Origin of the sequence: Nocardioides aquiterrae (genome assembly GCF_039526625.1) — a bacterium.
GTDB classification, from domain to species: domain Bacteria; phylum Actinomycetota; class Actinomycetes; order Propionibacteriales; family Nocardioidaceae; genus Nocardioides; species Nocardioides aquiterrae.
Genome location: NZ_BAAAJE010000001.1, coordinates 218503 through 244433, shown reverse-complemented (window position 1 = coordinate 244433; position 25931 = coordinate 218503). Strand labels below are relative to the sequence as shown.

Sequence of the window (25931 nt, the reverse complement as noted above, 5' to 3'; positions counted from 1 at the left end):
CGCCGCTGACCTCAGGCCGTGATGGCGGTGCCGGGCGCGCCGACCAGCCGGTCGCGCAGCGCGACGAGCGCGGCCACCTCCGCGACGAAGCGGGCGGTGCTCTCGCCGACGGCGACGTCGTCGAAGTAGTGGTGCCGCATCGCGACCCGCGCGAGGTGGTGCTCGTCCTGGTCGAGCCGTTCGGCGACCAGCGCCGCCACCCCGGCCGCGTCGACGTCGTCGAGCACGTCGGCGCACCGGCTGACCGGCACCTCGCACCGCAGCCGGTCGGCGTCGTGGTGCCGGTCGGTGATGAAGATCGGGCACTCGGTGCGCAGGTAGAGCCAGTCCAGGCCGACCGACGAGACGTCGGTGACCATCGCGTCGCACCGCGGCATCAGCGCCAGGATGTCGCCGGCCGGGATCGCCCGGTGCTCACCGCCGGCGCTCTCGACCAGCGCCGTGATCGCGCGGTGCGCGTCGCGGATCGCCGGGGTCTCGCTCGTGGTCACCTTGGGGTGCGGCTTGTAGACGACGCGCACGTCGGGGATCGCCAGCAGGCCGCGGACGATCTCGAGGCCGAGGGTGTCGACCGACGTGTAGTCGTTGTACTCGGCGTCGCCCTCCCAGGTCGGCGCGTAGAGGACGGTACGCCGGGCGCTGGGCTCGAGCAGCTCGGGCAGCGTCAGGTCCAGCTGCGGGCGGCCGATCCGCACCAGCTTGCCGGTGTCCAGCTCGAGCAGCTCCGCGGCGTACCGCTGCACGGCGGCCTCGCCGGCGACGAAGACCCGGTCGTAGGCCTTGGCGTTGTTGCTGGCCATGCTCTGCTTGTCGCTCTCGCCGTGGTTGACGTGGACGTGCAGCATCCGGGTGTGCACCAGCGACTCGAAGTTCAGTCGCGAGTTGTTGCAGTAGAGCACGACCTTCGGGTCGAGCGCGGCGTACAGCTCGGTGAGCTCCGCGAACTCCGGTGCGACGCGGATCGGCAGCCGGGTGCGGTCCCGGAGCAGGTTCGCCGACGCCGGATCGCGGAACACGAGCGCGACCGGCTGCTCCTGGTCGAGCAGCTCGAGGACCGGCAGCCACTGGACCAGCTGGTAGGTCCGGGTCGGGTCGTCGGCGAAGTAGGCGAGAACGGCGGGATCCACTCCCGAATGCTACGCGCTGGCCGCGAGCACCAGCGGGCGAACCTCGACGGCTCCCGCCGCACGGACCGCGCGGGCCGCCAGCGTCAGCGTCCACCCGGTCACGACCAGGTCGTCGACCAGCAGGATCCGCTGTCCGGACAGCGGGGCCGCTGAGCCTGCCGAGGGGTCGTCGGCGTGCAGCGCGAACCGGCGGCCGACCGCCGCGACCCGTTGCGCGGAGTTCGCCGCGCCCTGGCCGGGGGCGACGTCGGGGTCGACGATCGCCCACCGCCCGACGACCGGGACCCGCAGGTAGCGGGACAGCCCGTCGGCGAGGTCGGCGGTGAGCGTGGGCCGGCTCGCGGACTCCACGACGACGATGCCGTCGACCGGGGGTCGCCAGTCGCCGAGCACCTCGACCACCGCCCTGACCAGCGGCACCGGCACCGGGCCGTCGGGGGTGCCGGGCGCGAACAGCTCGCGCAGCGCGTTGCCGTAGCCGAGGTCGGTGAGGCGGGCGACGGCGCGGCCCTCGTCGGCGGCCTCGGCGATCTTGCCCTTGAGGTCGATGCCGAGGTTGCCCAGCGCGGTCGGCCACATCTTGCGCGGCTCCACCGGCACGCCGGGGCGGGAGAGCCGGGCACCGGCCTCCTCGACGGCGGCCGCGGAGACGTCGGCGGGCAGCGCGAGCCCGCCGCAGTTGTCGCAGCGGCCGCAGTCCTCGGCCTCCGGGTCGTCGAGCTGCTCGCGGAGGAACCGCATCCGGCAGGCGTCGGTCGCGATGTAGTCGAGCATGGCCCGCTGCTCGCGCTCCCGCGCCTCGGCGACTCGGCGGTAGCGCTCCTCGTCGTACGCCCAGGGCCGGCCGGTCGCCTCCCAGCCGCCGCGGACGCGGCGGACGGCGCCGTCCACGTCGAGCACCTTGAGCATGGTCTCCAGCCGGGTGCGGCTCAGGTCGACGTACGTCTCCAGCGCGGCGGTGCTCATCGGCCGCCCCTCGCCCGCCAGCACGTCGAGGGTGCGGCGGACCTGCTCCTCACGCGGGAAGGCCAGCGAGGCGAAGTACGCCCAGATGTCGCGGTCCTCGATCGCCGGGAGCAGGACCACGGCGGCGCTCTCCTGATCCGCGGCGAGGCCGCGGCCGGCGCGGCCGACCTGCTGGTAGTAGGCGACCGGGGACGCCGGGGCGCCCATGTTCACCACGAACCCGAGGGTCGCGTCGAACCCCATGCCGAGGGCGCTGGTGGCGATCAGCGCCTTGACCCGCCCGGACGCGAGATCCTGCTCGAGCGCGTGCCGCTCGGTCGTCTCGGTCTGGCCGGAGTACGCCGCCACGTCGTGGCCGCGCGAGCGCAGGTAGTCGGCGATCTCCTGGGTGGCCGCCACCGTGAGGCAGTAGACGATGCCCGAGCCGGGCTGCTCCGCGAGGTGGTCGGCGAGCCAGGCCAGCCGCTGCTCGGCGGTCTTCAGCCGGACCACGCCGAGCCGGAGCGACTGCCGGTCGAGCGAGCCGCGGAGCACCAGCACGTCGCCCTGCTCATCAGGAGGGCCGAGCTGCTCGGCGACGTCGTCGGTGACCCGCTGGTTGGCGGTCGCGGTCGTGGCCAGCACCGGGATGCCGTCGGGCAGCTCGCCGAGCAGCGTGCGGATCCGGCGGTAGTCGGGCCGGAAGTCGTGGCCCCAGTCGGAGATGCAGTGCGCCTCGTCGACGACCAGCAGCCCGCAGGTCGCGGCCAGCCGGGGCAGCACCTCGTCGCGGAACCCGGGGTTGTTGAGCCGCTCGGGGCTCACCAGCAGCACGTCGACCTCACCGGCGCGGATCGACTCTTGGATCGGCTCCCAGTCCTCCATGTTGGTGGAGTTGATGGTCACCGCGCGGATCCCGGCGCGCTCCGCGGCCGCGATCTGGTTGCGCATCAGCGCGAGCAGCGGCGAGACGATCACGGTCGGCCCGGCGCCCTGCTCGCGCAGCAGCAGCGTCGCGACGAAGTAGACCGCGGACTTGCCCCAGCCGGTGCGCTGCACGACGAGCGCGCGGCGCCGTTCGACGGCCAACGCCTCGATCGCCGTCCACTGGTCCTCGCGGAGGACGGCGTCGTCGGAGCCGACCAGCGCGCGGAGATGGGCCTCGGCGCGCTGACGGGTCCCGGTGGTCGTGGTCACCGCGCCTGTCTACCAGCCGACCCCGACATCACACCGACCTGGCCCGGGTGGGTGTTACCCCCTACTAGCGACGAGCGCTCGAGCTGAGCGACGTCGCCAATCGGGTCGTGTGCCTGAGCACGCGCTATGGCGCGTGCTCAGGCACACGACCCGTTCTGCGTCCGGCGATACTGGGCCGGTGCCGCACCCGCTGAAGTACGCCGTCGTCGAGTCCGAGCGCCGCTTCCTGCTGAGGTCGATGCCCACGGGGGTCGCGCGCACCACCGAGATCGTGGACCGCTACCTCACCGGCACCCGCCTCCGGCTGCGCGAGGTCACCGACCCGGACGGCACCGTCGTCCGCAAGCTGGGCCACAAGGTGCGGCTCACCGACGGTCCCGAGCGGGTCGCGTGCACGTCGGTCTACCTCGACGACGCGGAGTGGGACGTCCTCCGCGCGCTGCCGGCCCGGACGCTGCAGAAGCGTCGCCACCACGTCCACGTCGGTGGCGTGCACGTCGCCGTCGACGAGCTCCCCGACGGGACGCTGCTCGCCGAGGTCGACGGCGGCGAGCAGCCGGTGACCGACGTACCGTCCTGGCTGGACGTCATCCGTGAGGTCACCAACGAGGAGGACTGGACCGGGGCGGCACTGGCCGCCGCCGACGTGTCCTGAGGGAGCGGACGGGCTGGACCGCACCGGGTGGCCGCTCCCCGCCGGACCTGCGAACGTCGTCGCATGAAACGTATCCCACGCTCCACCCCGGCACTGCTGGTCGCCGGGGTCCTGCTGGCGCTCTCCTGTGCGGGCGGCGCCGTCGCGGCCGCGACGGTCACCGGCGCCGACATCGTCAACGGCTCGATCGAGTCCCAGGACGTCAAGAACCACACGCTCAAGGTCAAGGACCTCTCACCGGCCGCGGTCGCCGCCCTCCAGGGCGCCACCGGTCCGCAGGGCGCGCCCGGCGCGGACGGGGCTGACGGGGCTGACGGGGCTGACGGCGCGAACGGGGTGAGCGGCTACGAGATGGTCTCGGCCAGCTCGGCGAGCGTCGGCGGTTCGGTCCTGGCCACGGTCCAGGCTTCGTGCCCGACCGGCAAGCGGGTCGTCGGGGCGACCGCGTACTGGCTGGTCTCGCCGATGCCGGTCAAGGTCGCGCCGGACAACGCCGGCACGTCGACGACGACCTGGGTCGCTGAGGGCTACAACCCGGACAGCACCAACGACCAGATCGAGCTCCGGCTGCTCTGCATCACCGCGGCCTGAGCCCGGTCCGGGCGGTCACCAAATACGCACCCGCTCGGCGGGGTCGAGCCAGAGCCCGTCGCCCTCGGCGGTGCCGAAGACCTCGTGGAACTCGTCGAGGTTGCGCACGATGTTCGCGCGGAACTCCGGCGGGCTGTGCGGATCGATGGTGAGGTACTGGAGGTCCTGCTCCTTGCGGCGCTTGGTGCGCCAGCAGTACGCCCAGTTGAGGAACAGCTTCTGCCGGTCCTCGGCCGGGGCCTCGCCGCCCTGGGCGATGAGGTACGCCGTGTGGCCGATCGTCAGGCCGCCGAGGTCGCCGATGTTCTCGCCGACGGTGAGCGCGCCGTTGACCCGCTCGCCGGGCAGGTTGCGGGGCTCGAACCCGTCGTACTGCTCGATCAGCGCCTTCGACTTCACCTCGAACGCGGCCTTGTCGTCCGGCGTCCACCAGTCGTGCAGGTTGCCGGCGCCGTCGTACTGCGCCCCCTGGTCGTCGAAGCCGTGGCCGATCTCGTGGCCGATCACCGCGCCGATGCCGCCGTAGTTCTCGGCCGCCTCGGCGTCCGGGGAGAAGAACGGCTTCTGCAGGATGCCGGCCGGGAAGCAGATCTCGTTGGTGCCCGGGTTGTAGTAGGCGTTGACCGTCTGCGGCAGCATGAACCACTCGTCGCGGTCGACCGGCGAGCCGATCTTCGCGAGCTGCCGGTCGGTCTCGAACGCGGACGCCGCCGCCACGTTGCCGAGCAGGTCGTCCCGGGTCACCTGCAGCCGCGAGTAGTCGCGGAACTTCTCCGGGTAGCCGATCTTCGGGCGGAAGGTGTCGAGCTTCTCGTACGCCCGCTGCTTGGTCTCCTCGGTCATCCAGTCCAGCTTCGAGATCGACTGGCGGTACGCCGCGAGCAGGTTGGCGACCAGCTCGTCCATCATCGCCTTCGAGTGCGGCGGGAAGTGCCGGGTGACGTACTCCTTGCCGACCGCCTCGCCGATGGCGCCCTCGACCAGCGCGACGCCGCGCTTCCAGCGGGCCCGCAGCTCCGGGGTGCCGTTCAGGGTGCGGCCGTAGAAGTCGAAGTTGGCCTGGACGAAGTCGTCGGTGAGGTACGCCGCGGTCGCGCGCAGGACGTGCGCGAGCAGCCACTCGCGCCAGTCGTCGATGCCGACCTCCTCGAGCACGCCGGACAGGTGCGCGAAGTAGGACGGCTGCCGGACGCAGACCTCGGCCAGCGTCTCGTCCGAGCCGCCGAGGTTGGTGACGTAGGCGTCCCAGTCGAACGCGGGGCTCAGCTCGACCAGCTCGGCCTTGGTCAGCAGGTTGTAGGTCTTCTGCACGTCGCGGGTCTCCGCGCGCTCCCAGTGACCGGCGGCGAGCTTCGTGTCGATCTCGAGCACGGTGCGCGCGGCGGCCTCGGCGTCCGCGTGGTCGGCGAGCGTGAACAGCTTGGTCAGGTAGCCGACGTACTTCTCGCGGATCTCGGCGAACTTGTCGTCGCGGTAGTAGGACTCGTCGGGCAGCCCGAGCCCGCCCTGCACCAGGTTGAAGAGGTAGCGGTCGGAGTTCTTGGAGTCGGTGTCGACGTAGGACCCGAACAGCCCGTGCCCGCCGATCCGCTCGAACTCGCCGAGGAAGGCCGCCAGGTCGCGGACGTCGCGCAGCCCCGCGACCGCGTCGACCAGCGGGCGGATCGGCTCGGCGCCCTTCGCGTCGATCGCGTCCTCGTCCATGAACGACGCGAACAGGTCGCCGATCTTGCGGGCGTCGTCGTCGACGTCCTCGCCCGCGGCGACGCGCCGCGCGAGGTCCTCGATGATCGCGTGGACCTGCTCCTCGGCGGCGTCGGCCAGCTGCACGAAGGGACCCCAGCTCGAGCGGTCGGACGGGATCTCCGTCTCGTCGAGCCAGCGGCCGTTCACGTGGCCGAAGAGGTCGTCCTGCGGCCGGATGTCGGGGTTCATGCCCTCGCGGGCGTCATCGAGCGTGCTCACCCCTGCGACCCTATCCCCCGACTGGCGGATACTCGTCTCATGACGCTCGACCTCGTCACCGCCCGGGACTGGCTGGCCGTCGCCGTCGAGGAGGCGCGGCAGGGCCTGACCGAGGGCGGCATCCCCATCGGCGCCGCGCTCGTCGCCGCCGACGGCACCGTCCTGGGCCGTGGCCACAACCGGCGGGTGCAGGACGACGACCCGTCCGCGCACGGCGAGACGTCCGCGTTCCGCGACGCCGGCCGGCAGCGGACCTACGCCGGTACCACGATGGTGACCACCCTGTCGCCGTGCTGGTACTGCTCCGGGCTGGTGCGCCAGTTCGGCATCTCGCGGGTCGTGATCGGCGAGGCGTCGTCGTTCTTCGGCGGGCACGAGTGGCTGGCCGAGCACGGCGTCGAGATCCTCCTCCTCGACGACCCCCGGTGCATCGACCTGATGGATCGGTTCATCGCCGACCACCCGGAGCTGTGGTTCGAGGACATCGGGCTGGAGGCCGGGACCTAGCCGGGACCCGGCCAGGACCTAGGTCCGTTCCGCCCGGCCGCGCCCGGTGCCAGTGTCGAGGCGACCGGAGGAGTCCAGCATGCGCGCACACCGTCGTCTCGTCGTCCTCGCGGCCGGTCTCGGGCTGGCGCTCGCCGCCGCCCTCGCCGGAGCAGGCCCGGCCGTTCCGGCGCCGGAGCCCCGCGGCGGCCCCGGCGGCTGGACCAAGGTCACGTCGGGCACCGTCGTCAACATCGCGGAGCCTGGGCTCTACCGGACCTCGGACGGGGTCCTCCACCTGGTCTACCTGCGCCAGAACCCCTCCACCGACACCCTCGCGTTCACGACCATCGGCGCCGACGGGTCCGTGGCCGACACCGGCGTCGCGGTCGGCGGCTGGGCCGCGCTGCCGCAGGACCCGAAGGTCGTCGGCGGGCCCGGCGGCGGCATGCGCCTGGTCTTCGGCGGCATCCACTCCACGGCGGGAGGCGACCCGTACGGGACCGGGCAGATGTTCAGCGCGACCGCCGACGCGACGGGAACGACCTGGACACTGGCGGGCGGGGCGCTGATCGCGAGCGGCTACGCGATCGACAGCTACGGCACCGGTGCGACCACGCTGGCCGACGGCACGCCGGTGGTGTCGTTCCCGCTGAACGCGACGCTCACCTGGAACGCCGGCGGACTCGACGTACACGTTCGGCGAGTGCTGCGTCTACGACTCGACCCTCGCGCGCGACGGCGACGACGTGTGGGTGGCCTTCGCGGCGAACGGCTCGAGCAGCTCCACCGCGGGGCTCTTCGTCAAGCGGCTGCTGCCGACGGTCGGCGCCACCACGAAGGTCCCGCGGTCCAGCGAGGGCTCCGACACGCTGACGCCCAGCCAGTCCACGGCGTTCGTCGCGCGGCCGGGTGGCGGGCTGTACGTCGCCTCCTGCATCGGCTACCCGACCTGCACGAAGGTCGGCCTGTGGCGGGTCGGCGCGGACCACCCGGTGACCGTCCCCGGGTCGGGCGGGGCACGGGACATCGCGCTCGCGACCGGGCCCGGCGGTCGCCTGTGGATCGCCTGGACGACGTACCACGCCGTGAAGGTCGTGCACACCGGGCCGACCGGCGCTCACCTCAGCCGGGTCCGCACCGTGCGGCCGCCGCGGGCGGCGCCCGACCTCTACGGCATCTCGATCGCCGGTACCAACCGCTCGGTCGATGTCGTCATCAACAACGGCTCGGCGCTGTACCACCGGCGGATCGGGCTGCGGTAGCGGTCAGCGGAGCCGGACGACCGACTTCCCGAGGGTCTTGCGCGCCTCCATGTCGAGCAGCGCCCGGGCGAAGCCGTCGAGGTCGTAGGTCGCGCCGACCGGCGGCTTGACCACGCCGGACTCGAGCATCGGCAGCAGCTCGGCCCACTGCTGCTGCATGAACCCGGGCCGGACCATCGCGTAAGCGCCCCAGCCGACGCCGCGGACGTCGACGTTGTTGAGCAGCAGCCGGTTGACCTTCACCTCGGGGATGCCCTGACCGCCGGCGAAGCCGACCACGAGCAGCCGGCCCTGCGGGGCGAGAATCCGCAGCGAGTCGGTGAACGCGTCGCCGCCGACGACGTCGACGACCACGTCGACGCCCTGCCCCCCGGTCAGGTCCTGCACCGCGTCGCGGAACCCGTCGAGGAGCACCGCGTCGTCCGCCCCCGCGGCCTTCGCCACCACGGCCTTCTCCTCGGTGCTGACCACGGCGATCACCCGCGCGCCGTACCCCTTGGCCACCTGGATGCTCGCGGTGCCGACGCCGCCCGCGGCGCCGTGCACCAGCACCGTCTCGCCGGCCTTCAGCCCGCCGCGCTCGGCGAGCGCGAACTGCGCGGTCAGGTAGTTCATCGGCAGCGCCGCGCCCTCGTCGTACGACACGGAGTCGGGCAGCGCGAACGTCATCGACGCCGGGTTGGCCACCAGCTCCGCCGCGCCGCCGTACGCGTTGACGCCGGCGACGCGCTGCCCGGGCTCGAAGCCCTCGGGACCGGACACGACGGTGCCCGCGAAGTCGACGCCGAGCGTGAACGGCGGCTCCGGCTTGAGCTGGTACTCGCCCTTGCTCAGCAGCAGGTCCGGGAAGGAGACGCCGACGCTGTGCACCTCCACCAGCACGTCGTCCGGGCCGGGCGTGGGCTCGGGCACGTCCCGGACGGTGACGTCGGCGGGACCGGTGGTGTCGAGGACCTGGGCGGCGCGCATGGGGCCGACGTTAGCGGGGTGCCGGAGCGAGGACGGAGTACCGGGTCCGCGGTGGGACGTAGTACGTGCGAGCGACGCGACCCAGCGTGACGGCGGTGGCCGTGGCGCCCGCGGTCACGGCGACGGTCGATCCGACCGGCCGACGCCACGTCGTCTCGACCAGGTCGTGCAGACGGCCGCGGCGATCCACGCGGAACGACGCCCCGGCGACCTCGGCGTGCGCGGCGCCGCGGCGGTGCCGGACGTACGCGATGGCGCCGTGCCCGGCGGCACCGACCGCCAGGTCCAGAGTCCGGCCGCTCGTCGCGGCGGTCGTCAGGGTGGTGCGCCCCTGGAGGTCCCACACCCTCGGCCGCTCCCGCTCGGACGGCCAGGTGGCGAACCACGGCTGGACGGCGCGCCCGTGACCGACCTCCTGCCAGGCGGCCACGCCGACACCGGCCCGGGTGATCGCGGCGGGCGCGGTCAGAACCCCGCGCTTCCAGTGCGGCGTGGACCAGGAGCGGGTGCTGCCGGGCTCGCCGGAGAGGAGCACGACCTTCTCGTCGAGGCCGTCGAGCTGGCCGGTCGAGCGCGACCGGACCACCGTCGCCGTGATCCGGCCCTCGGCCAGGTCGACGGCCATCGGGTCGATACCACCGTCGGGGTACCGGCGGTCGAGGCGGCGCGTCCACGTCCCCGTCGCGGCGTCGTACGTCTCGAGGCGCATCCGGCCGCCGAACCAGTAGCCCGGCTCGTCCTCGAAGCCCGCGCCGCGCACCGCCACCACGTCGCCGTCGTCACCGATGGCGGCCACCAGGTCGTCGCCGTACCCGCCGAGCTGGCGACGCCGGAGGTCCCGCCAGCCCAGGTCGGCGTGGTAGCTGGTCACGTGGTGCGCGCGCCCGTACCGACTGTTGCTGGTGAAGACGGCGTACTGGCCCTGCGGCGAGTAGTCCAGCGACCCCAGGTCACCCTCCGGCTGCACGTGCCACACCCACCCGTCGTCACCGGTCCACACGAGCTCGGCGAGCCGGGTCGGCGGGTCCTCGAGGCCGGTCGTGGCGTAGCACTCGACGGCGACCGCGACGTTGCCCCGGGCGGTGGCCGCCTCGACCGGTCGGCACTGCTCGGCGTCGTCGACGGTGGTGATCTCCGTGCGGGGACCCAGGTCACCGGAGGCGGTGCGGCGCTGGTCGAAGACCGTCGCTGTGTCCGGCCCGCCCACACTGACCAGTGCCGTGGTCCCGTCGTCCAGGGCGACCGCGAGCGCGTGGCCACCCGCCTTCCGCAACGGGCTCCACCCCTCGCCGGCCGCGGCGGCAGGACCCAGCGCCGCCAGCGTCGACGCGGTGGCAACCGCCAGGGCGACAGCGAGAGCACGGCGGTGCAGCGACACGAGGACCCCCCGGGATAGGCAGGAAGCCAGGGTACGTGCGTCTCCGTCACGTTCGCCGGTGGAAGGTGACGTCGCCGTTGGGGTGGTAGGTGGTGCGGTACTTCGGGTCGTGGGCGCGGTTGTGGTGCCAGTGGCACAGACTGACGCCGTCGGCGAGGTCGGTGTGGCCGCCGTCGACCCAGCGTTGCTTGTGGTGGGCGTGTAGGCCGGTGACCCGGCTGGGTCGTGGGCCTCACACCGAGCTATAGCGCGGTCTCAGGCACACGACCCGAAGACCGCGCGGCCGCGACCCGGGCACCGGCCGCAACCACCCACCCACCGCCCCGTTCGCTGCCTGTCGGTCGCAACCCCAAGCCCACCGCGGGGTGCCGACAGGTGAGGGCACCCCGTCCGCCGTACGGGGTCTCGACAAGCTCGACCAACGGTGACCCGGGCGCCGGCCGCAACCACCCACCCACCGCCCCGTTCGCTGCCTGTCGGTCGCAACCCGAGCGGACTGGGAGGTGCTGAGAGTCGACGGCACCGCGTCCGTCGTACGAGGCCTCGACAAGCTCGACCGACGGTGACCCGGGCCGACCGCGAGGCGCGGTCAGTGCGTCACTTCGGCTGCACCAGCTGGTTCATCTCGAAGTGCATGGGGTCCGTGTACTTCCAGTCGCCACCCCAGGTGAAGCCCCAGTGCTTGAAGATCGCGACCACGCCGCGGTCCATCTCGCCGGCGCTGCCGCGCTGGTTGCCGGGGACGTTCAGGTCGAGGGCCAGCCCGAAGGCGTGGTTGGAGAGCGTGGTGGTGCCGGCGATGAAGCGCGGGTAGTAGCAGCCGGCGTACTCGCCCGGGTGGATCTTGTCGGCGAGGCCCTGGGCCATCACGTCCTCCAGCGCGGCGCGCAGCTGCGGGAAGATCAGCTTGTTGCAGGTGACGTTGCCGAGGATCGGGACCGGCTCGGTGGCGATGTGCTCCTTCACCCACGCCGGGTCCGGGGCGATGTGGCCACCGGACAGCACCGTGTAGCGGAACACGCCGACCGCGTCGGCGACGGTGCCGACGACGTCGACCGTCTGCACGACGTGCGGGTCGAGGCCCTCGCGGGCGACGACGTCGGTCATCGAGACCGTGGTGTCCGTCCCCTCCAGGATCTTCTCGATCGGCTTGCGCAGCGGCTCGGGGGCGTTCCCGCCGGTGCGGATCAGCAGCGCGTTGCCCTCGGTCATGCCGAGGTCGGGGATCCAGGTGTCGTTGACGACGGCGTCGACCAACCAGGACTGCTGCGCGTAGGCGCCCACGTGCACCCGCGGGGCATCGCTCGTGCTGCCGAGGGCGAGGTAGCCGTCCTTGTCGATCGGCGCCCGCTTCTCCAGGGCCGGCCGGATCGCGAGCTCGCCGCCGGCGACCCGGTTCCAGACGACCTGGGTCTGCGCGCTCGCCGCCTTGATGACCCAGTTCCGGTAGGTCGCCGGGTCGACCGCGGCCACGCTGAGCGCGCGGTTCTCGATCGTGAGCTGGGCCAGCGAGATCTGCTCGACGTCCTGGACGCCCTTCAGCCTCCGGATCTCGTCGACCTTGTCCTGCGGGATCGTCTGCGCGCCGTTGACGACGATGTCGGCCGGGGCGATGGCGCCGGTACGCCGGCCGGGTGGGTCGATCGCGTGCTTCGGGTCGAGCGCGGGGGCGGCCGTCTGGCCGCTGGACGCGGCGCTCGTGCTGGCCGCGCTGGGGGCCGGGTCGCCGGCCTCGGAGCCGCCGTTGCACCCGGCGACCGGCAGCACGAGCACGCCGGCCAACGCCGTCGTACCCAGCGCGCGCCCCAGTCGCATGGCTCCCCTCCCCAGGAGTTCAGGGTACGTCTACCCCGCGGGAGCGCTCCCTATCCCCGGCGCCGGCGGATCTCCTCGTTGATCGCCGGGACGATCTCGTGCAGGTCGCCGATCACGGCGTACGTCGCCCGGGTGACCATCGGCGCCTCGGCGTCGGTGTTGATCGCGAGGATGTTCTTCGCCGACGAGCAGCCCGCCCAGTGCTGGATGGCGCCGCTGATGCCGCACGGGATGTAGAGGTCCGGCGCGATCCGGGAGCCGGTCTGGCCGACCTGCTCGTGGTGCGGCCGCCAGCCCAGCGAGGTCACCACCCGCGACACGCCCAGCGAGGCGTCGAGCAGCTCGGTGAGCTCGAGCAGGTCCTTGAACCCGTCGGCGGAGCCGGCACCGCGGCCCGCGCCGACGACGACCCTCGCCGACGACAGGTCGCCGGACAGGTCGGCCTCGGGCTCCTCGGTCGAGACCACCCGCGCGACCAGGTCCGCGTCGGCGACGGCGGGCGTCTCCACGACGACGTCGCCCGCACCGGGCGACTCGGCGGGCGACGCCTCGACCGCGTGGCCCGCCACCGTGAACACCGCCGGCCGGGCGGAGAGCTGCATCTCCTCCAGCGCGGCGCCGCCGACCACCTGGCGGGTGACGACGAAGGGCGACAGGCCGCCGAAGGACAGCACGTTCGCGGCCATCGGTACGCCGGCGCGGGCGGCCACGTGCGCCATCACCTCGCCGCCGCGCGGGGTGCCGGACGCCATCACGACGACCGAGCCCGCCTTCTCCCGCACCGACAGCACGCCGGCGGCCCACGCGGCGCCGGAGAACGCCGCGAACGCGTCGCCGGTGAGCGCGTGCACCCGGCGGACGCCGTACGCCGTCATCGTCTCGACCGATGACGTGGACGGCTCGCCCACGACCACCACGTCGACCGGCACGCCGCCGCCTGCCGCGGACAGCGATCGGGCGAAGGTCACCGCCTCCAGGGACACCTCGGCCGGCTCGCCGTCCGGCGTGACCTCGACCAGCACCACGATCATCGGGCCAGCACCCCCAGCTGCTCGAACAGGTCGACGACGGCGGGCGCGGCCTCGGGGCCGGTGCCCAGCACCTGCACGGAGGACGGGGCCGGCGGCGGGAGCACCAGCCGCACCCGGCCGGTCCCGGCGGGCTCCGCGGTCGGCTGCCGCTCGTCGATCGGGACCTTCTTGGCCTTCATCCGGCCGGGCACGCTGGGGTAGCGCGGCGACACCCCACCCTCGAGCACGGTCACGACCGCGGGCAGTGGCACGCGGTAGGTCTCGTGGCCGTCCGGGCCGGCGACCCCTGCGGTCACCACGCCCTCGGCCACCGACACGGTCGCGGCGCCGTTCACCACCGGCCAGCCGAGCTCGTAGGCGAGCCGGATGCCCACCTGGAAGTCGCCGCTGTCGGCGGCGTCGTTGCCCAGCAGCACCAGCTCGTGCCCCTGGTCCTTCACGACCGCGGCGATCTCGCGCGCGACGTCGGCCGGGCCGAAGGTCTGCGGGTCCGCGACCACGTGCGTCGCCGCCTCGCAGCCGACGGCCAGCGCCGCCCGCAGCTGCTCGACGGCGTCCGCGTCGCCCAGCGTCATCACGGTCGCGCCACCAACGGCAGAGCCGATCTGCACGGCCAGCTCGACCGCGCACTCCTCGTGGGCGCTCATCGTGAACCCGGCGTACCGACCGTCGACGGCCTGGCCGTCCTCGGTCAGCACCACCTCGCTGGACGAGTCGACGACCCGCTTCACGCAGACCAGGACGGTCATCGCAGGCGCTCGTTCGCGGGGTCGAAGAGCGGCGTCGCGTCGACCGAGCCGACGGTCACCGGGTAGAGCTCCTCCATGTACGACACGGCCAGCTCGTTGCCGATCACGACCTCGGCCGGCGGCAGGTACGCCATCAGCAGGTGCTTACCCAGCGACGGGGCCGACCCGGCGGTGGTGACGTAGGGGTGGTGGCCGTGCCCGTCGGTGAGCGAGCTCCCGTCGCGACGCAGGATCGGCTCGCCGCCGAGCATGTACCGCTTCACGCCGGACGCCGACGTGTGGTCCTCGACGACCAGCGTGCACAGCACCGCCTGCGGCTCGGCCTCGCGCTGGGCGAGGTAGGCGTCCCGACCCACGAAGTCCGCGGTCTTCACCTTCGGCCGCTGCATGCCGGCCTCGACGATCGAGCGCTCGGCGTCCAGCTCGTAGCCGAACGCGCGGTAGCCCTTCTCGATCCGGCCGGTGGTGCCGTAGACGCCGATGCCGACCGGGACGGCGCCGTGCGGAGCCCCCGCCTCGAGCAGCGCGTCCCACAGCCCGGCCGCGTCGTCGTACGCGGCGTAGAGCTCCCAGCCGAGCTCGCCGACGTACGAGATCCGGGAGGCGAGGACGGTGGTTCCGTTGACCTGGATCTCGCGGCAGGTGAGGAACCCGAAGCCCTCGTCGGTCACGTCGTCGGACGTCAGCGAGGCCAGGATGTCGCGGGCGCGCGGACCCCACAGGCCGATCGTGACGACGTCGTCGGTGCGGCTGGTGAGCGTGGTCCCGTCGGGCACGTGCGCCGCGAACCAGTGCCGGTCCGCGGGGCCGTGCGCGGCGCCGGTGACCACGCGGAAGTGGTCGTCGCCGAGGCGCATCACGGTCAGGTCGGACTTGAAGCCGCCGGCCGCGTCCAGCACGGGCGTGTAGACGACCTTGCCGACCGGGACGTCGCACTGCGCGACGCAGGTGACCTGGACGGCCTCCAGGGCGCCGGGCCCCTCGATGTCGAAGATCTCGAACGCCGACAGGTCGATGACGCCGGCGGCCTCCCGCATCCGCAGGTGCTCGGCGTTGATGATCGGGCTCCACCAGCGCGCGTCCCACTCGTGCTCGCGGGTCATCACGGCGTCGCCGTACTGCTCGAGGAGGCCGGCGTTGGACTCGTACCAGAACGGGCGCTCCCAGCCGCCGGTCTCGAAGAAGACCGCGCCGAGCTTCTTCTGCGCGTCGTTCATCGGCGCCAGCCGCTGCTCGCGGTCCGACTCGTACTGCTCGGCGGGGTGGATGATCCCGTAGGTCTTGATGAAGGACTCGGTGGTGCGCAGCCGGGTGTGCTCGCGGCGCTTCTGGTGCTCGTGGAAGCGCGCGATGTCGCTGTGGCTGACGTCGATCTCGGAGTGTCCGTTGACCATCCACTCCGCGACGGCCCGGCCGACGCCCGGGCCCTCCTTGATCCAGACCGCGGCCGCGGTCCACAGGCCCCCGACCTCGCTCTCGCCGAGGATCGGCCAGCCGTCGCAGGTCAGCGAGAGCAGGCCGTTGATGGCGTAGCGCATCTCCGCGCCCTCGGCGCCGAGCAGCTCGGGCATCAGCTCGTAGGCCTGCTCGAGCTGCGGGTCGAAGTCGTCGGAGGTGAACGGCATCTCGGTCGGCGACAGCTTGGCCTGCTCGATCGAGGGGATGTCCTCCGGCTCGTGCAGGATCGCGCGGTGCGCGTAGGAGCCGACCTCCATGTCGGCGCCGTGCTGGCGCTCGTAGCAGAAGGTGTCCATGTCGCGGACGATCGGGAACGAGATCTCGCCCTCGCGCTCGGCCAGCTGCGGGCACGGGCCGACGCTGATCATCTGGTGCACGGCCGGGGTGAGCGGGATCGAGACGCCCGCCATGTCGCCGATCTTCGGGCTCCAGACGCCGCACGCGATCACGACGTACTCGGTCTCGATGTCGCCGGCGTCGGTGCGCACCCGCCGGATCCGCCCGTCCTCGACGTCCAGGCCGGTGACCTCGACGTTGGGGACGACGGTCAGCGCGTCGAGCTCCATCGCCCGCTCGCGCATGATCGTGCCGGCGCGCAGCGAGTCGACGACGCCGACGCCGGGCTGCCAGAACGCGCCGATGAACTGGTCGGTCTCGATGAACGGGACCTTCTCCTTCACGAACTCCGGACTCACCAGCTCGGCCTCGATGCCCCAGGCACGCGCGGACGACATCCGGCGCCGCAGCTCCTCCATCCGCTCCTCGGTCCGGGCCAGCTCGAATCCGCCGGACTGCGTGAAGACGCCCATCTCCTTGTACTGCTCGACCGAGTCGAGCGTCAGGTCGGTGATCTCCCGCGAGTGGTCGGTCAGGAAGATGAAGTTCGAGGCGTGCCCGGTCGAGCCGCCGGGGTTGGGCAGCGGCCCCTGGTCGAGCTGCACGATGTCGCGCCAGCCGAGCCGCGCGAGGTGGTGGACGAGGCTGTTGCCGACGATGCCGGCGCCGATCACGACGACCTTGGCCGAGGTGGGGACGGTGGCCATGGGACTCTCCGGTCTGTCCAGACAGTTGCGTATCACGCAACGCAATTCGTATTACGGAACGTGTTCAAGGATCACCCGAGCCCGGCCGGGAGGTCAACCCCCCGGCCGGGCAGGTGACGAGATCAGCAGCCGCGCGGCTCAGCCGAGCCAGGCCTGGACCTTGTCCGGGTTGTCCGCGATCCACTTGGCGGCGGCGTCCTCCGGTGTCATCTTGTCGGCGGTGATGTACTTGGCGACCAGGTTCTGGTCGTCGTTGGTCCAGGTGAAGTTCTTGATCAGGTCGGCCGCGGTCGAGCCCGACTCCATGAACTTCGTGGCGGCGACCTTCTTCAGCTCGGTCTCCGCGTAGTCACAGGCCACCTTGGCCTTGTCCGCGTCGCAGCCCGGCTTGTACTCCGGCAGCTTCACTCGGTCCATCGGCACCTCGGCGTGGATGTACTGCGGCTCCCAGAAGTAGCCGATCAGCCACTCCTTGTTCTCCTGCGCCTTCTTGAACGCCTCGACCGTCGCGGTCTCGCCGCCGGAGAACACGACCTTGTAGTCCAGACCGAGGTTCTTGATGATCGCCTCGTCGTACTGCGTGTAGGTCGGGTCGGACCCCAGGAACTGGCCCTGGCCGCCGGACTCCGAGGTCTGGAAGTCGCTCGCGTACTTGTTGAGGTTGTTCCAGTCGAGGATGTCCGGGTGCTCCTGGGCGAGCCAGTCCGGCACGTACCAGCCGATGATCCCGACGTTCCCGGGCGAACCGAGGTCGACGGCGTACCCACCGTCGACGGCGGCCTTCAGCTCCGCCGCGTGCGACCACTCCTCGAGGATCACGTCCCCGTCCCCCGACTTCAGCGCCTGGTACGACGGCCCGCCCTCCTTGAGCTCCACGTAGGAGACGTTGCAGCCCAGCTTGTCGGTGGCGACCGCGCCGACGACGTAGGCGTCCGCGGTGTAGCCGACCCACGGGTTGACGATGATGTTGAGGTCGCCGCACTCGCCGCCGGCGGCGGCTGCCTTCGACTCGTTGGTCTGGGTCTCCTTCTCCACGGTGCCGCCGCCACAGGCCGTGAGCGCGAGCACGGCACTCGCGGCGCCGGCGACGAGCCCCAGTCGCCGCTTGTTCAGAATCCGCATGTCCACTCCCTTGTGTCGTGTCGCGTTCGCGACCTGGTTCTGCTGGGTCCTTCCACCTGCGTCGTCAGAACGGGACCGCCCCCCGTGCCCACGTCCGGCGTGCGGCACGAGGCACGGGGGCGCGCGCCCCCGCCCGGTCCGCGGCCGACCGCATCACCCGGTCGAGCCCGACCCCGAGCAGCACGATGGACAGGCCCGCGGCGAGCCCCTTGCCGGCGTAGTCGGTGTGGGCCAGGCCGTAGATGACGTCGAAGCCCAGCGCACCCGCACCCACGAGGCCGCCGATCACCACCATCGACAGGACGTAGAGCAGGCCCTGGTTCGTCGCGAGCACCAGGGAGCCGCGCGCCATCGGCAGCTGCACCTTGGTGATCTCCTGCCAGGTGGTCGACCCGGTCGAGCGGCCGGCCTCCACCACGCCGTCGGGCACCCCGCGGATGCCGTCCGCCACCAGCTTGATCGCGGCCGGAGCGGCGTAGACGACGGCCGCCACGATCGCGGTGAAGCGGGTCGATCCGAAGAGGGCGAGCACCGGGATCAGGTACACGAACGCGGGGATGGTCTGCCCGGCGTCGAGCGTCGGCCGGATCACGACGTCCACCACCCGGCTGCGGCCCATCCACACGCCGATCACGAGCGCCAGCACCATCACCAGCAGCGTGGCGACCAGCGTCATCGTCAGCACGACCATCGAGTCGTGCCACAGGTCGAGGAGGTACAGGCCGGTCAGGCAGACCACGCTCGGCACGACCGCCCGGCGGCCGCCGATCACCACGCCGAGGAGCAGCAGGCCGAGGAAGCTCAGCCACCAGGGCGACTCGGCCAGCACAGACTGCAGGGGGTTGAGCAGCCCGTAGGAGACCGCGTCGGAGAACTTGCCGGCCGCCGTGTCGACGGTCGACGTGAACGACTCCATCCACGAGTTGGCCCAGTCCGCCACCGAACGGGCCCAGGTGGTTTCCGGGAACACCGCGGCGTCGATCGAGTAGCGGGAGTACCAGACCGCGACCGCGACGGGGACGAGCAGGACGCCGAGCACCATCCGCCGACGCCTCCGGTTCTCCCCGCCGCTCCGGGCCACCCGCTCCGACCGCTCGCTGGCCGCGGTGGTGGTGCGGTCGAGCATGATCCCCGTCGCGACGATCAGCAGGCCCGGGACGAGGCCCGCGCCGAAGTCGTTCTCGGTCAGTGCGGCGAGGACCGGCTTCCCGAGCCCCGGGCCGTTCACGTACGACGCGATGATCGCCATCGACAGCGCGGCGAGGATCGTCTGGTTGAGGCCCACGATGATGGTCCGCCGCGCCATCGGGATCTGCACCTTGAGCAGCCGCTGCATCGTGGTCTGGCCGAGCGAGTTCGTGGCTTCGATCGCCGCCGGCGACACGTCGCGGATGCCGAACCCGGAGATCCGGACGATGGGCGGGAGCGCGTAGGCGAGGGTGCACACCACCGCGGTCGGCGCACCGATCCCGAACACCACGAGCACGAACATCAGGTAGACGAACGTCGGCATCGTCTGCAGGAGGTCGAGCACGAGGGTGATCCATCGCGCCGCTCCCGAGCTGACCGCGATCCAGACCGCGAGGGGGAAGCCGATGACGACCGCGAAGGCCACCGAGACCAGCGTGACGATCAGCAGGTCCATCGAGTCCTCCCAGAACCCGAAGAGCCCGTAGGAGAGGAACGTCGCGGCGACGAGCAGCGCGATCCGCCAGTTCGCGACGGCGTACCCGATCCAGGTCGCGATGGCGACCACGCCGAGCCAGCCGATGGTCGGCGCCGGCCGCGGGGGCGTCGGGATCGCGATGAGCCCGCGGAGGAAGTCGACGATCGCGTTGATGGCGTCGGCGATCGACTGCGCGACAGCGTTCGAGCTGAAGCCACTGACCCGGTCGGACAGCCGGGCGTGGAGGTCGGTCTGGTCGAGGCCGGACAGGGCCAGGGTGTGCGTCCCCTTGGTCACGCTCCACAGCGCGACCCAGCCCGCCAGGACCACGAGGACCCAGACCAGCCGCGGGACCCGGCGCGGCTGCGGGGGCGGCGGCGGCGCGGCGTCCGGCTCGAGGCGTTCGAGGCTCGGCGGGGCGGTGGCGGTGGACATTCAGCGCTCCTCGGCGACCACGACCCGGAGGATCGCGTCGTCGTCGACGATCCCGACCAGCTGACCGTCGTCGACCACCCGCACCGGGTGCTCCGAGGCGAGTGCTGCCCGCGCTGCCTGCCGGACGATGGTGTCGGACGTCATCACCGGGCCGTCGCCCGACTCGCCGTCCCGAGGCTCGCGCATCACCCACTTCAGCGTCAGCACGTGCGACTTCGGCACCTCCGACGTGAAGTCGCGAACGTAGTCGTCGGCCGGGGCGCCGACCACCTCGTCCGGCGTCCCGATCTGGACGAGCTCGCCGTCGCGCATGATCAGGATCCGGTCGCCGAGCTTGAGCGCCTCGGCGAGGTCGTGGGTGATGAAGACCATCGTCTTGCCGAGCTCGTGGTGGAGCCGGATCACCTCGTTCTGCATGTCCCGGCGGATCAGCGGGTCGAGCGCGGAGAACGGCTCGTCGAACAGCAGCAGCGACGGGTCGTTGGCCAGCGCCCGAGCCAGGCCGACGCGCTGCTGCATGCCGCCGGAGAGCTGGTCGGGGTAGGACGTCTCGTAGCCGGCCAGGCCGACCAGCTGGACGACCTCCTCGGCCTTGGCCCGGCGCTCCTTCCTCCCCACACCGCGGATCTCCAGGCCGTAGGCCACGTTGTCGATCACCTGCCGGTGCGGGAGCAGGCCGAAGTGCTGGAACACCATCGACGCGTGGGTACGCCGCAGGTCGCGCAGCTCGCTCTCGCTGGCCTTGGTGATGTCGCGCCCGTCGATCACGACCTCGCCCGCGGTCGGCTCGATGAGCCGGGTCAGGCAGCGCACCAGCGTGGACTTGCCGGACCCGGACAGGCCCATCACCACGAACACCTCGCCGGGCGCGACGTCGAACGACAGGTCGCGGACGCCGACCACGCAGCCGGTCTTCTCCTTGAGCTCGGCGCGCGAGAGGTCGGCGTCCGGCGTGCCGACGATCCGGTCCGCGCCGCGGCCGAAGATCTTCCAGAGGTGCTTGACGGAGAGGGCAGCGTCGTCGCTCATGAGAGCTCCTCGGGGTAGAGCGGCATGCCGTCGCGGTAGCGGTAGTACGGCACGTCGGCGGGCGGGAGCGGGGTGTTGCCCGCGATCAGGTCGGCCGCCTTCTCGGCGACCATCATCACGGGGGCGTAGATGTTGCCGTTGGTGACGAACGGGAAGACCGAGGCGTCGACGACGCGCAGCCCCTCGACGCCGTGCACGCGCATCGAGCCCGGGTCGACGACCGCCGTCTCGTCGATGCCCATCTTCGCGGTGCACGACGGGTGCAGGGCGGTCTCGGCGTCGGCGCGCACCCACTCCAGGATCTGCTCGTCGGTCTCGACGCCGTTGCCGGGCGACAGCTCCCCGTCGTTGTACGGCGCGAACGCGGGCTGGTTCAGGATGCTGCGGGCGACCCGGATCGCCTCGACCCACTCGCGGCGGTCGTTCGCGGTCGAGAGGTAGTTGAACAGGATCGACGGGTGCTGCTTCGGGTCGCGGCTCCGGATCTTCACGTGCCCGCGGGTGTCGGCGTACATCGGGCCGATGTGCACCTGGTAGCCGTGACCCTCCGTGGGCGCGGACCCGTCGTACCGGATCGCGACCGGCAGGAAGTGGAACATCAGGTTCGGGTAGTCGACGTCCTCGTTGCTTCGACAGAAGCCGCCGCCCTCGAAGTGGTTCGTGGCGCCGAGCCCGCGCCGGTGGACCAGCCACTGGTAGCCGATGCCGGGCCGCTTGCGCCACTTCAGCCCGGGCGCGATCGACACCGGCTGCTTCGACGCGTACTGGATGTAGACCTCGAGGTGGTCCTGCGCGTTCGCGCCGACGCCGGGCAGGTGCTGGACGACCGGGATGCCGTGCTGCTTCAGCAGCTCCTCGTCGCCCACTCCGGAGAGCTGCAGCAGCTGGGGGCTGTTGATCGCGCCGCCGCAGAGGATCACCTCGCCGGCGTGCGCGGTACGGCGGACGCGGCCGGCGCGCAGGTAGTCGACGCCCACCGCGCGCTTGCCGTCGAACCGGACGCCGGTGACGAGGGCGAGCGTCTCGACCGTGAGGTTCTTGCGGTGCTTGACCGGGTGCAGGTAGGCGCGGGCCGCGGAGAGCCGGCGGCCGCGGTGGATGTTGCGGTCGAACCTCGCGAAGCCCTCCTGGCGGTAGCCGTTGACGTCGTCGGTCAGCGGGTAGCCGGCCTGCTGCACGGCCTCGAAGAACGCGCCGAACAGCGGGTTGTCGGCCGGCCCGCGCTCGAGCACCAGCGGACCGTCGCCGCCGCGCCAGGCGTCGGCGCCGGCCCTGCCATCTGGGAGAGTGCAGGTCTCCATCTTCTTGAAGTACGGCAGGCAGTGGAGGTAGTCCCACTCCTTCATCCCCGGCTCGGCGGCCCAGCGCTCATAGTCCATCGGGTTGCCACGCTGGAAGATCATCCCGTTGATCGACGACGAGCCGCCGAGGACCTTGCCGCGGGCGTGGAAGACCCTCCTGTTGTTCAGGTGCGGCTCCGGGTCGGTCTCGTACTTCCAGTCGTAGAGCCGGTTCCCGATCGGGAACGGCAGCGCCGCCGGCATGTGGATGAACGGGTCGATGCGGAAGTCCGAGCGGCCCGCCTCGAGCACCAGCACCGAGGTGCCCGGATCGGCGGAGAGCCGGTTGGCGAGCGCGCACCCGGCCGAGCCACCGCCCACGATGACGTAGTCGTACCGGTCCGCGCGTGCGGTCACCCCTGGAACCACCTTTGCTCGGCCGGCCGGATGTTGTGCCACACGTGCTTGGTCTCGCGGTACTCGTCGAGGCCGGCCTGCCCGAGCTCCCGGCCGATGCCGGACTGCTTGTAGCCGCCCCACTCGGCCTGCGGGACGTACGGGTGGTAGTCGTTGATCCAGACGGTGCCCATCCGCAGCCGGGCCGCGACCCGCTGCCCCTTCCCGGCGTCCTGGGTCCACACGGCGCCGGCCAGACCGTAGATCGAGTCGTTGGCGATCCGGACCGCCTCGTCCTCGTCACGGAACGTCTCGACGGTGAGCACCGGCCCGAACGACTCGTCCTGGGTCACCGACATGTCGCTGCGGCAGCCGTCCAGGATCGTGGGCAGGTAGTAGAAGCCGTCGGCCAGCTCCGGGTCGTCGGGACGCCGGCCACCGGTCCGCAGGACGGCGCCCTCGGCGATCCCGCGCGCGACGTACGCCTCGACCTTCTCGCGGTGCGCGGCGCTGGTGAGCGGACCGGTCTCGGCCTTGTCGTCGAACGGGCCGCCGATCCGGATCCGCTCGGCCCGCTCGACCAGCCGGTCGACGAAGTCGTCGTGGACCGACTCCTCGACGAGCAGCCGCGCGCCCGCGGAGCAGACCTGGCCCGAGTGCAGGAAGACCGCGGTGAGCGCGAAGTCGAGGGCGACCTCGAGGTCGGCGTCGGCGAACACCACGTTGGGGTTCTTGCCGCCGAGCTCGAGGGCCACCCGCTTCACCGTCCCGGACGCGGCGGCCATCAGCCGTCGTCCGGTCTCCAGGCCACCGGTGAAGGAGACGAGGTCGACTCGGGGGTCAGTCGCCAGCGGGGCGCCCGCGGTCGCGCCGGCGCCGAGGACGAGGTTGCCGACACCCGCGGGCAGGCCGGCCTCCTCGAGCACGCGCATCAGGTGGATCGCGGTGTGCGGGGTGAGCTCGCTGGGCTTGAGCACGAACGTGTTGCCGGCCGCCAGGCACGGCGCGACCTTCCAGGAGACCTGGAGCAGCGGGTAGTTCCAGGGCGTGATCAGCGCGCACACGCCGACCGGCTCGTGCACGATCCGGCTGACGACGTCCGGGTTGCCGGTGTCGACCAGCCGGCCGGCGTCCTCGGCGGCGACCCGGCCGTAGTGGCGGAAGACCGCGACGACGTCGGCCACGTCGTACTCGCTCTCGACCAGGCGCTTGCCGGTGTCCAGGGACTCCAGCCGGGCCAGCCGGTCGGCGTCCCGTTCGAGCAGGTCGGCCACCGTCAGCAGCAGGTCGCCGCGCTCGCGGGCCGAGCGCGGCGGCCACGGTCCGCGGTGGAACGCCCGGTGCGCCGCGGCGATCGCGAGCTCGGTGTCCTCGGCGTCGGCCTCGTCGACCTCGGCCACGAGCGCGCCGTCCGCCGGGCACCGGATCTCACGGCGCGCTCCACCCCGCGCGCTGACCCACGCGCCGTCCAGGTAGAGCTCGGCCACCTGCGCCCCATCCTGAGTTGCGTATCACGCAACTCGATGCTCTCCGCGCAACTTGGTTGTTGAGCCGAGAATGGAGTCAGGGGCCCCGGCCGTCAAGCAGTTCGGCCGAGTTGTGACTCAGCGGCGACCCCAGCCGAGGCGGTGCGACACCTCGGCGGCGGCCTCGACGAGCAGCGGCAGCACCTCGTCGACGCGCTGCTCGGGCAGCCGGAACGTCGGACCGGAGACGCTCATCGAGGCGATCACGTCGCCGTGGGCGTTGCGGATCGGGGCGGCCACCGCGGTGAGCCCCTCCTCCAGCTCGTCCACGGCGACGGCGTACCCCTGCTCGCGGACGTGCTCCAGCTCCGCGCGGAGCTTGGCCTTCTTGGTGATCGTGAGCGGGGTGTAGCGGGACAGGCTGCCGAGGATCTCGGCGACCCGCGTCTCGTCCAGACCACTGAGCAGCACCTTGCCGTTGCTGGTCGCGTGCAGCGGGATGTGCTGGCCCACCCAGTTGTGCGGCTGCAGCGCCGAGGAGCCCGCGACCTGGTCGAGGTAGAGCGCGGAGCTCTCCGACAGCACCGCGATGTTGACGGTCTCCCCGGTGTCCGCGGCGAGCTGGCGGCAGACCGGCCGGGCCTCCTGGACCAGGTCGAGCCGCGCGGTGGTGGCACCGGCCAGACGGAGCACCCCGACGCCGAGGCGGTAGCGGCCGCGGTCGGTGGTCTGCTCGACGAGGCGGTGCGCCTCGAGCGTGGAGACCAGCCGGAACGCCGTACTCTTGTGCACGCCGAGCTCGCCCGCGATCTCGGTGACCCCGGCCTCGCCGACGCGGGCGAGGACCTCGAGGATGGTCAGCGCCCGGTCGACCGACTGGACGCCGGCGCTCGCGTCGTTCACGATGGCGACAGTAGCGGACAACTGTTGCGTATCGCAGGACCGGTTTCTGTCAGCGCAACACCGACGGTGAAGGTGACCCGTGCCCTCTCTGGCTCCCCCGACCATCGCGGCCGGCGACTTCGTGCTGATCCTCTCCTGCCCCGACCGGCCCGGCATCGTGCACGCGGTGTCCGGGTTCCTGGTCGCGCGCGGCGGCAACATCCTGGAGAGCCAGCAGTTCGGCGACCGGCTGAGCGGCTCGTTCTTCATGCGCATCGACTTCGAGGTGCCGGGCGCGGTGACCGCCGACGAGCTGCGCGGCGAGTTCGCGGCGGTGGCCGCGGAGTTCGAGATGCGCTTCGAACTCTGGGACGCGCGGGCGCCGTACCGGACGCTGATCATGGTGTCCAAGCACCTGCACTGCCTCAACGACCTGCTGTTCCGCGCCTCGACCGGGTCCCTGCAGATCGAGGTGCCGGCGGTGGTGTCCAACCACGAGGACGCGGCCGACATGGCGGCGTCGTACGGCGTGCCGTTCGTGCACGTGCCGGTGACTGCGGACACCAAGCCGCAGGCCGAGGAGCGGCTGCTGGAGCTGGTCAAGGAGCACGACGTGCACCTGGTGGTGCTCGCGCGCTACATGCAGGTGCTGTCCGACGACCTGTGCCGGGCGCTCGCCGGGCGGGCGATCAACATCCACCACTCGTTCCTGCCGAGCTTCAAGGGCGCCAAGCCCTACCACCAGGCGTTCGACCGGGGCGTGAAGCTGGTCGGTGCCACCGCGCACTACGTGACCGCGGACCTCGACGAGGGCCCGATCATCGAGCAGGACGTGATCCGCGTCGACCACACCTACGACCAGGACGAGCTGGTCGCCGCCGGGCGGGACGTCGAGGCCCAGGTCCTGTCGCGCGCGGTGCGCTGGCACTCGCAGTCGCGGGTGCTGCTGAACGGGTCGCGGACGGTGGTGTTCCGCTAGCG

General features: G+C 72.0%; 20 protein-coding genes. 5 read left to right on the top strand and 15 right to left on the bottom strand.

Annotated elements, in window-relative coordinates; genetic code table 11:
* Positions 1-11 precede the first annotated feature (11 nt).
* Together ABD086_RS01165 and ABD086_RS01160 are read right to left on the bottom strand one after the other, a co-directional pair.
* Complete coding sequence (locus tag ABD086_RS01165; RefSeq protein WP_343904876.1) at positions 12-1127, bottom strand: CDP-glycerol glycerophosphotransferase family protein; 1116 nt, start codon at positions 1125-1127, stop codon at positions 12-14.
* A gap of 9 nt (positions 1128-1136) precedes the next feature.
* Positions 1137-3269 carry a RecQ family ATP-dependent DNA helicase gene (locus tag ABD086_RS01160; protein ID WP_343904874.1) on the bottom strand — a complete coding sequence of 711 codons (2133 nt, stop codon included), beginning with the start codon at positions 3267-3269 and terminating at the stop codon, positions 1137-1139.
* Between the two features lie 178 nt (positions 3270-3447).
* On the opposite strand from ABD086_RS01160, the gene ABD086_RS01155 reads away from it, so the two are divergent.
* On the top strand, positions 3448-3924 hold the full coding sequence (locus tag ABD086_RS01155) for a hypothetical protein (protein ID WP_343904873.1): 477 nt from the start codon (positions 3448-3450) through the stop codon (positions 3922-3924).
* Positions 3925-3987: 63 nt separating this feature from the next.
* Complete coding sequence (locus tag ABD086_RS01150) at positions 3988-4515, top strand: hypothetical protein (RefSeq protein ID WP_343904871.1); 528 nt, start codon at positions 3988-3990, stop codon at positions 4513-4515.
* Positions 4516-4530: 15 nt separating this feature from the next.
* Here the strand turns inward: ABD086_RS01150 and ABD086_RS01145 are convergent, their stop codons facing one another.
* Positions 4531-6480 (bottom strand): M13 family metallopeptidase, encoded by a 1950-nt coding sequence (locus ABD086_RS01145; protein ID WP_343904870.1) that lies wholly within the window; start codon positions 6478-6480, stop codon positions 4531-4533.
* Between the two features lie 39 nt (positions 6481-6519).
* Between ABD086_RS01145 and ABD086_RS01140 the strand changes: the two genes are divergently transcribed.
* Together ABD086_RS01140 and ABD086_RS01135 are read left to right on the top strand one after the other, a co-directional pair.
* Positions 6520-6987: a nucleoside deaminase gene (locus ABD086_RS01140; RefSeq protein WP_343904868.1), complete on the top strand. Its 468-nt coding sequence runs from the start codon at positions 6520-6522 to the stop codon at positions 6985-6987.
* Positions 6988-7721: 734 nt separating this feature from the next.
* The gene (locus ABD086_RS01135; RefSeq protein WP_343904866.1) at positions 7722-8231 is read left to right on the top strand and encodes a hypothetical protein; all 510 of its coding nucleotides are present in this window, start codon (positions 7722-7724) and stop codon (positions 8229-8231) included.
* A 3-nt stretch (positions 8232-8234) separates the two neighbouring features.
* Here the strand turns inward: ABD086_RS01135 and ABD086_RS01130 are convergent, their stop codons facing one another.
* From ABD086_RS01130 to ABD086_RS01075, 12 genes are all read right to left on the bottom strand, one after another.
* Positions 8235-9200, bottom strand: a complete 966-nt coding sequence (locus ABD086_RS01130; RefSeq protein ID WP_343904865.1) for an NADPH:quinone oxidoreductase family protein — start codon at positions 9198-9200, stop codon at positions 8235-8237.
* A 10-nt stretch (positions 9201-9210) separates the two neighbouring features.
* On the bottom strand, positions 9211-10578 hold the full coding sequence (locus ABD086_RS01125) for a hypothetical protein (protein WP_343904864.1): 1368 nt from the start codon (positions 10576-10578) through the stop codon (positions 9211-9213).
* A gap of 597 nt (positions 10579-11175) precedes the next feature.
* Positions 11176-12393, bottom strand: coding sequence for a M15 family metallopeptidase (locus ABD086_RS01120; protein WP_343904862.1), 1218 nt, complete (start codon positions 12391-12393; stop codon positions 11176-11178).
* A 50-nt stretch (positions 12394-12443) separates the two neighbouring features.
* Positions 12444-13424 carry an electron transfer flavoprotein subunit alpha/FixB family protein gene (locus ABD086_RS01115; protein WP_343904860.1) on the bottom strand — a complete coding sequence of 327 codons (981 nt, stop codon included), beginning with the start codon at positions 13422-13424 and terminating at the stop codon, positions 12444-12446.
* Positions 13421-14173 (bottom strand): electron transfer flavoprotein subunit beta/FixA family protein, encoded by a 753-nt coding sequence (locus ABD086_RS01110; RefSeq protein WP_343904858.1) that lies wholly within the window; start codon positions 14171-14173, stop codon positions 13421-13423. Before ABD086_RS01110 ends, ABD086_RS01115 begins: the two co-directional genes overlap by 4 nt.
* Positions 14170-16674, bottom strand: a complete 2505-nt coding sequence (locus ABD086_RS01105) for a GcvT family protein (RefSeq protein WP_343904856.1) — start codon at positions 16672-16674, stop codon at positions 14170-14172. Before ABD086_RS01105 ends, ABD086_RS01110 begins: the two co-directional genes overlap by 4 nt.
* A gap of 138 nt (positions 16675-16812) precedes the next feature.
* Positions 16813-17796 (bottom strand): ABC transporter substrate-binding protein, encoded by a 984-nt coding sequence (locus ABD086_RS01100; RefSeq protein ID WP_343904855.1) that lies wholly within the window; start codon positions 17794-17796, stop codon positions 16813-16815.
* A gap of 64 nt (positions 17797-17860) precedes the next feature.
* Complete coding sequence (locus ABD086_RS01095) at positions 17861-19897, bottom strand: ABC transporter permease (protein ID WP_343904854.1); 2037 nt, start codon at positions 19895-19897, stop codon at positions 17861-17863.
* Complete coding sequence (locus tag ABD086_RS01090) at positions 19898-20926, bottom strand: quaternary amine ABC transporter ATP-binding protein (RefSeq protein WP_343904852.1); 1029 nt, start codon at positions 20924-20926, stop codon at positions 19898-19900.
* The gene (gene betA, locus ABD086_RS01085; protein ID WP_343904851.1) at positions 20923-22623 is read right to left on the bottom strand and encodes a choline dehydrogenase; all 1701 of its coding nucleotides are present in this window, start codon (positions 22621-22623) and stop codon (positions 20923-20925) included. The genes ABD086_RS01090 and betA overlap by 4 nt, the downstream gene beginning before the upstream one ends.
* Positions 22620-24089: an aldehyde dehydrogenase family protein gene (locus ABD086_RS01080; RefSeq protein ID WP_343904850.1), complete on the bottom strand. Its 1470-nt coding sequence runs from the start codon at positions 24087-24089 to the stop codon at positions 22620-22622. The genes betA and ABD086_RS01080 overlap by 4 nt, the downstream gene beginning before the upstream one ends.
* Positions 24090-24206: 117 nt before the next feature.
* Complete coding sequence (locus ABD086_RS01075; protein ID WP_343904849.1) at positions 24207-24971, bottom strand: IclR family transcriptional regulator; 765 nt, start codon at positions 24969-24971, stop codon at positions 24207-24209.
* 79 nt (positions 24972-25050) lie between these two features.
* On the opposite strand from ABD086_RS01075, the gene purU reads away from it, so the two are divergent.
* The gene (purU, locus tag ABD086_RS01070; protein ID WP_343904848.1) at positions 25051-25929 is read left to right on the top strand and encodes a formyltetrahydrofolate deformylase; all 879 of its coding nucleotides are present in this window, start codon (positions 25051-25053) and stop codon (positions 25927-25929) included.
* The last annotated feature ends 2 nt before the right edge of the window (positions 25930-25931 follow it).

Excerpts from the sequence above, each read along its gene's own strand:
- ABD086_RS01105 (WP_343904856.1), bottom strand. The coding sequence starts at position 16,674 with ATGGCCACCGTCCCCACCTCGGCCAAGGTCGTCGTGATCGGCGCCGGC.
- ABD086_RS01130 (WP_343904865.1), bottom strand. The coding sequence starts at position 9,200 with ATGCGCGCCGCCCAGGTCCTCGACACCACCGGTCCCGCCGACGTCACC.
- ABD086_RS01140 (WP_343904868.1), top strand. The coding sequence starts at position 6,520 with ATGACGCTCGACCTCGTCACCGCCCGGGACTGGCTGGCCGTCGCCGTC.
- ABD086_RS01120 (WP_343904862.1), bottom strand. The coding sequence starts at position 12,393 with ATGCGACTGGGGCGCGCGCTGGGTACGACGGCGTTGGCCGGCGTGCTC.
- ABD086_RS01110 (WP_343904858.1), bottom strand. The coding sequence starts at position 14,173 with ATGACCGTCCTGGTCTGCGTGAAGCGGGTCGTCGACTCGTCCAGCGAG.
- ABD086_RS01090 (WP_343904852.1), bottom strand. The coding sequence starts at position 20,926 with ATGAGCGACGACGCTGCCCTCTCCGTCAAGCACCTCTGGAAGATCTTC.
- ABD086_RS01150 (WP_343904871.1), top strand. The coding sequence starts at position 3,988 with ATGAAACGTATCCCACGCTCCACCCCGGCACTGCTGGTCGCCGGGGTC.
- ABD086_RS01100 (WP_343904855.1), bottom strand. The coding sequence starts at position 17,796 with ATGCGGATTCTGAACAAGCGGCGACTGGGGCTCGTCGCCGGCGCCGCG.
- ABD086_RS01095 (WP_343904854.1), bottom strand. The coding sequence starts at position 19,897 with ATGTCCACCGCCACCGCCCCGCCGAGCCTCGAACGCCTCGAGCCGGAC.
- ABD086_RS01115 (WP_343904860.1), bottom strand. The coding sequence starts at position 13,424 with ATGATCGTGGTGCTGGTCGAGGTCACGCCGGACGGCGAGCCGGCCGAG.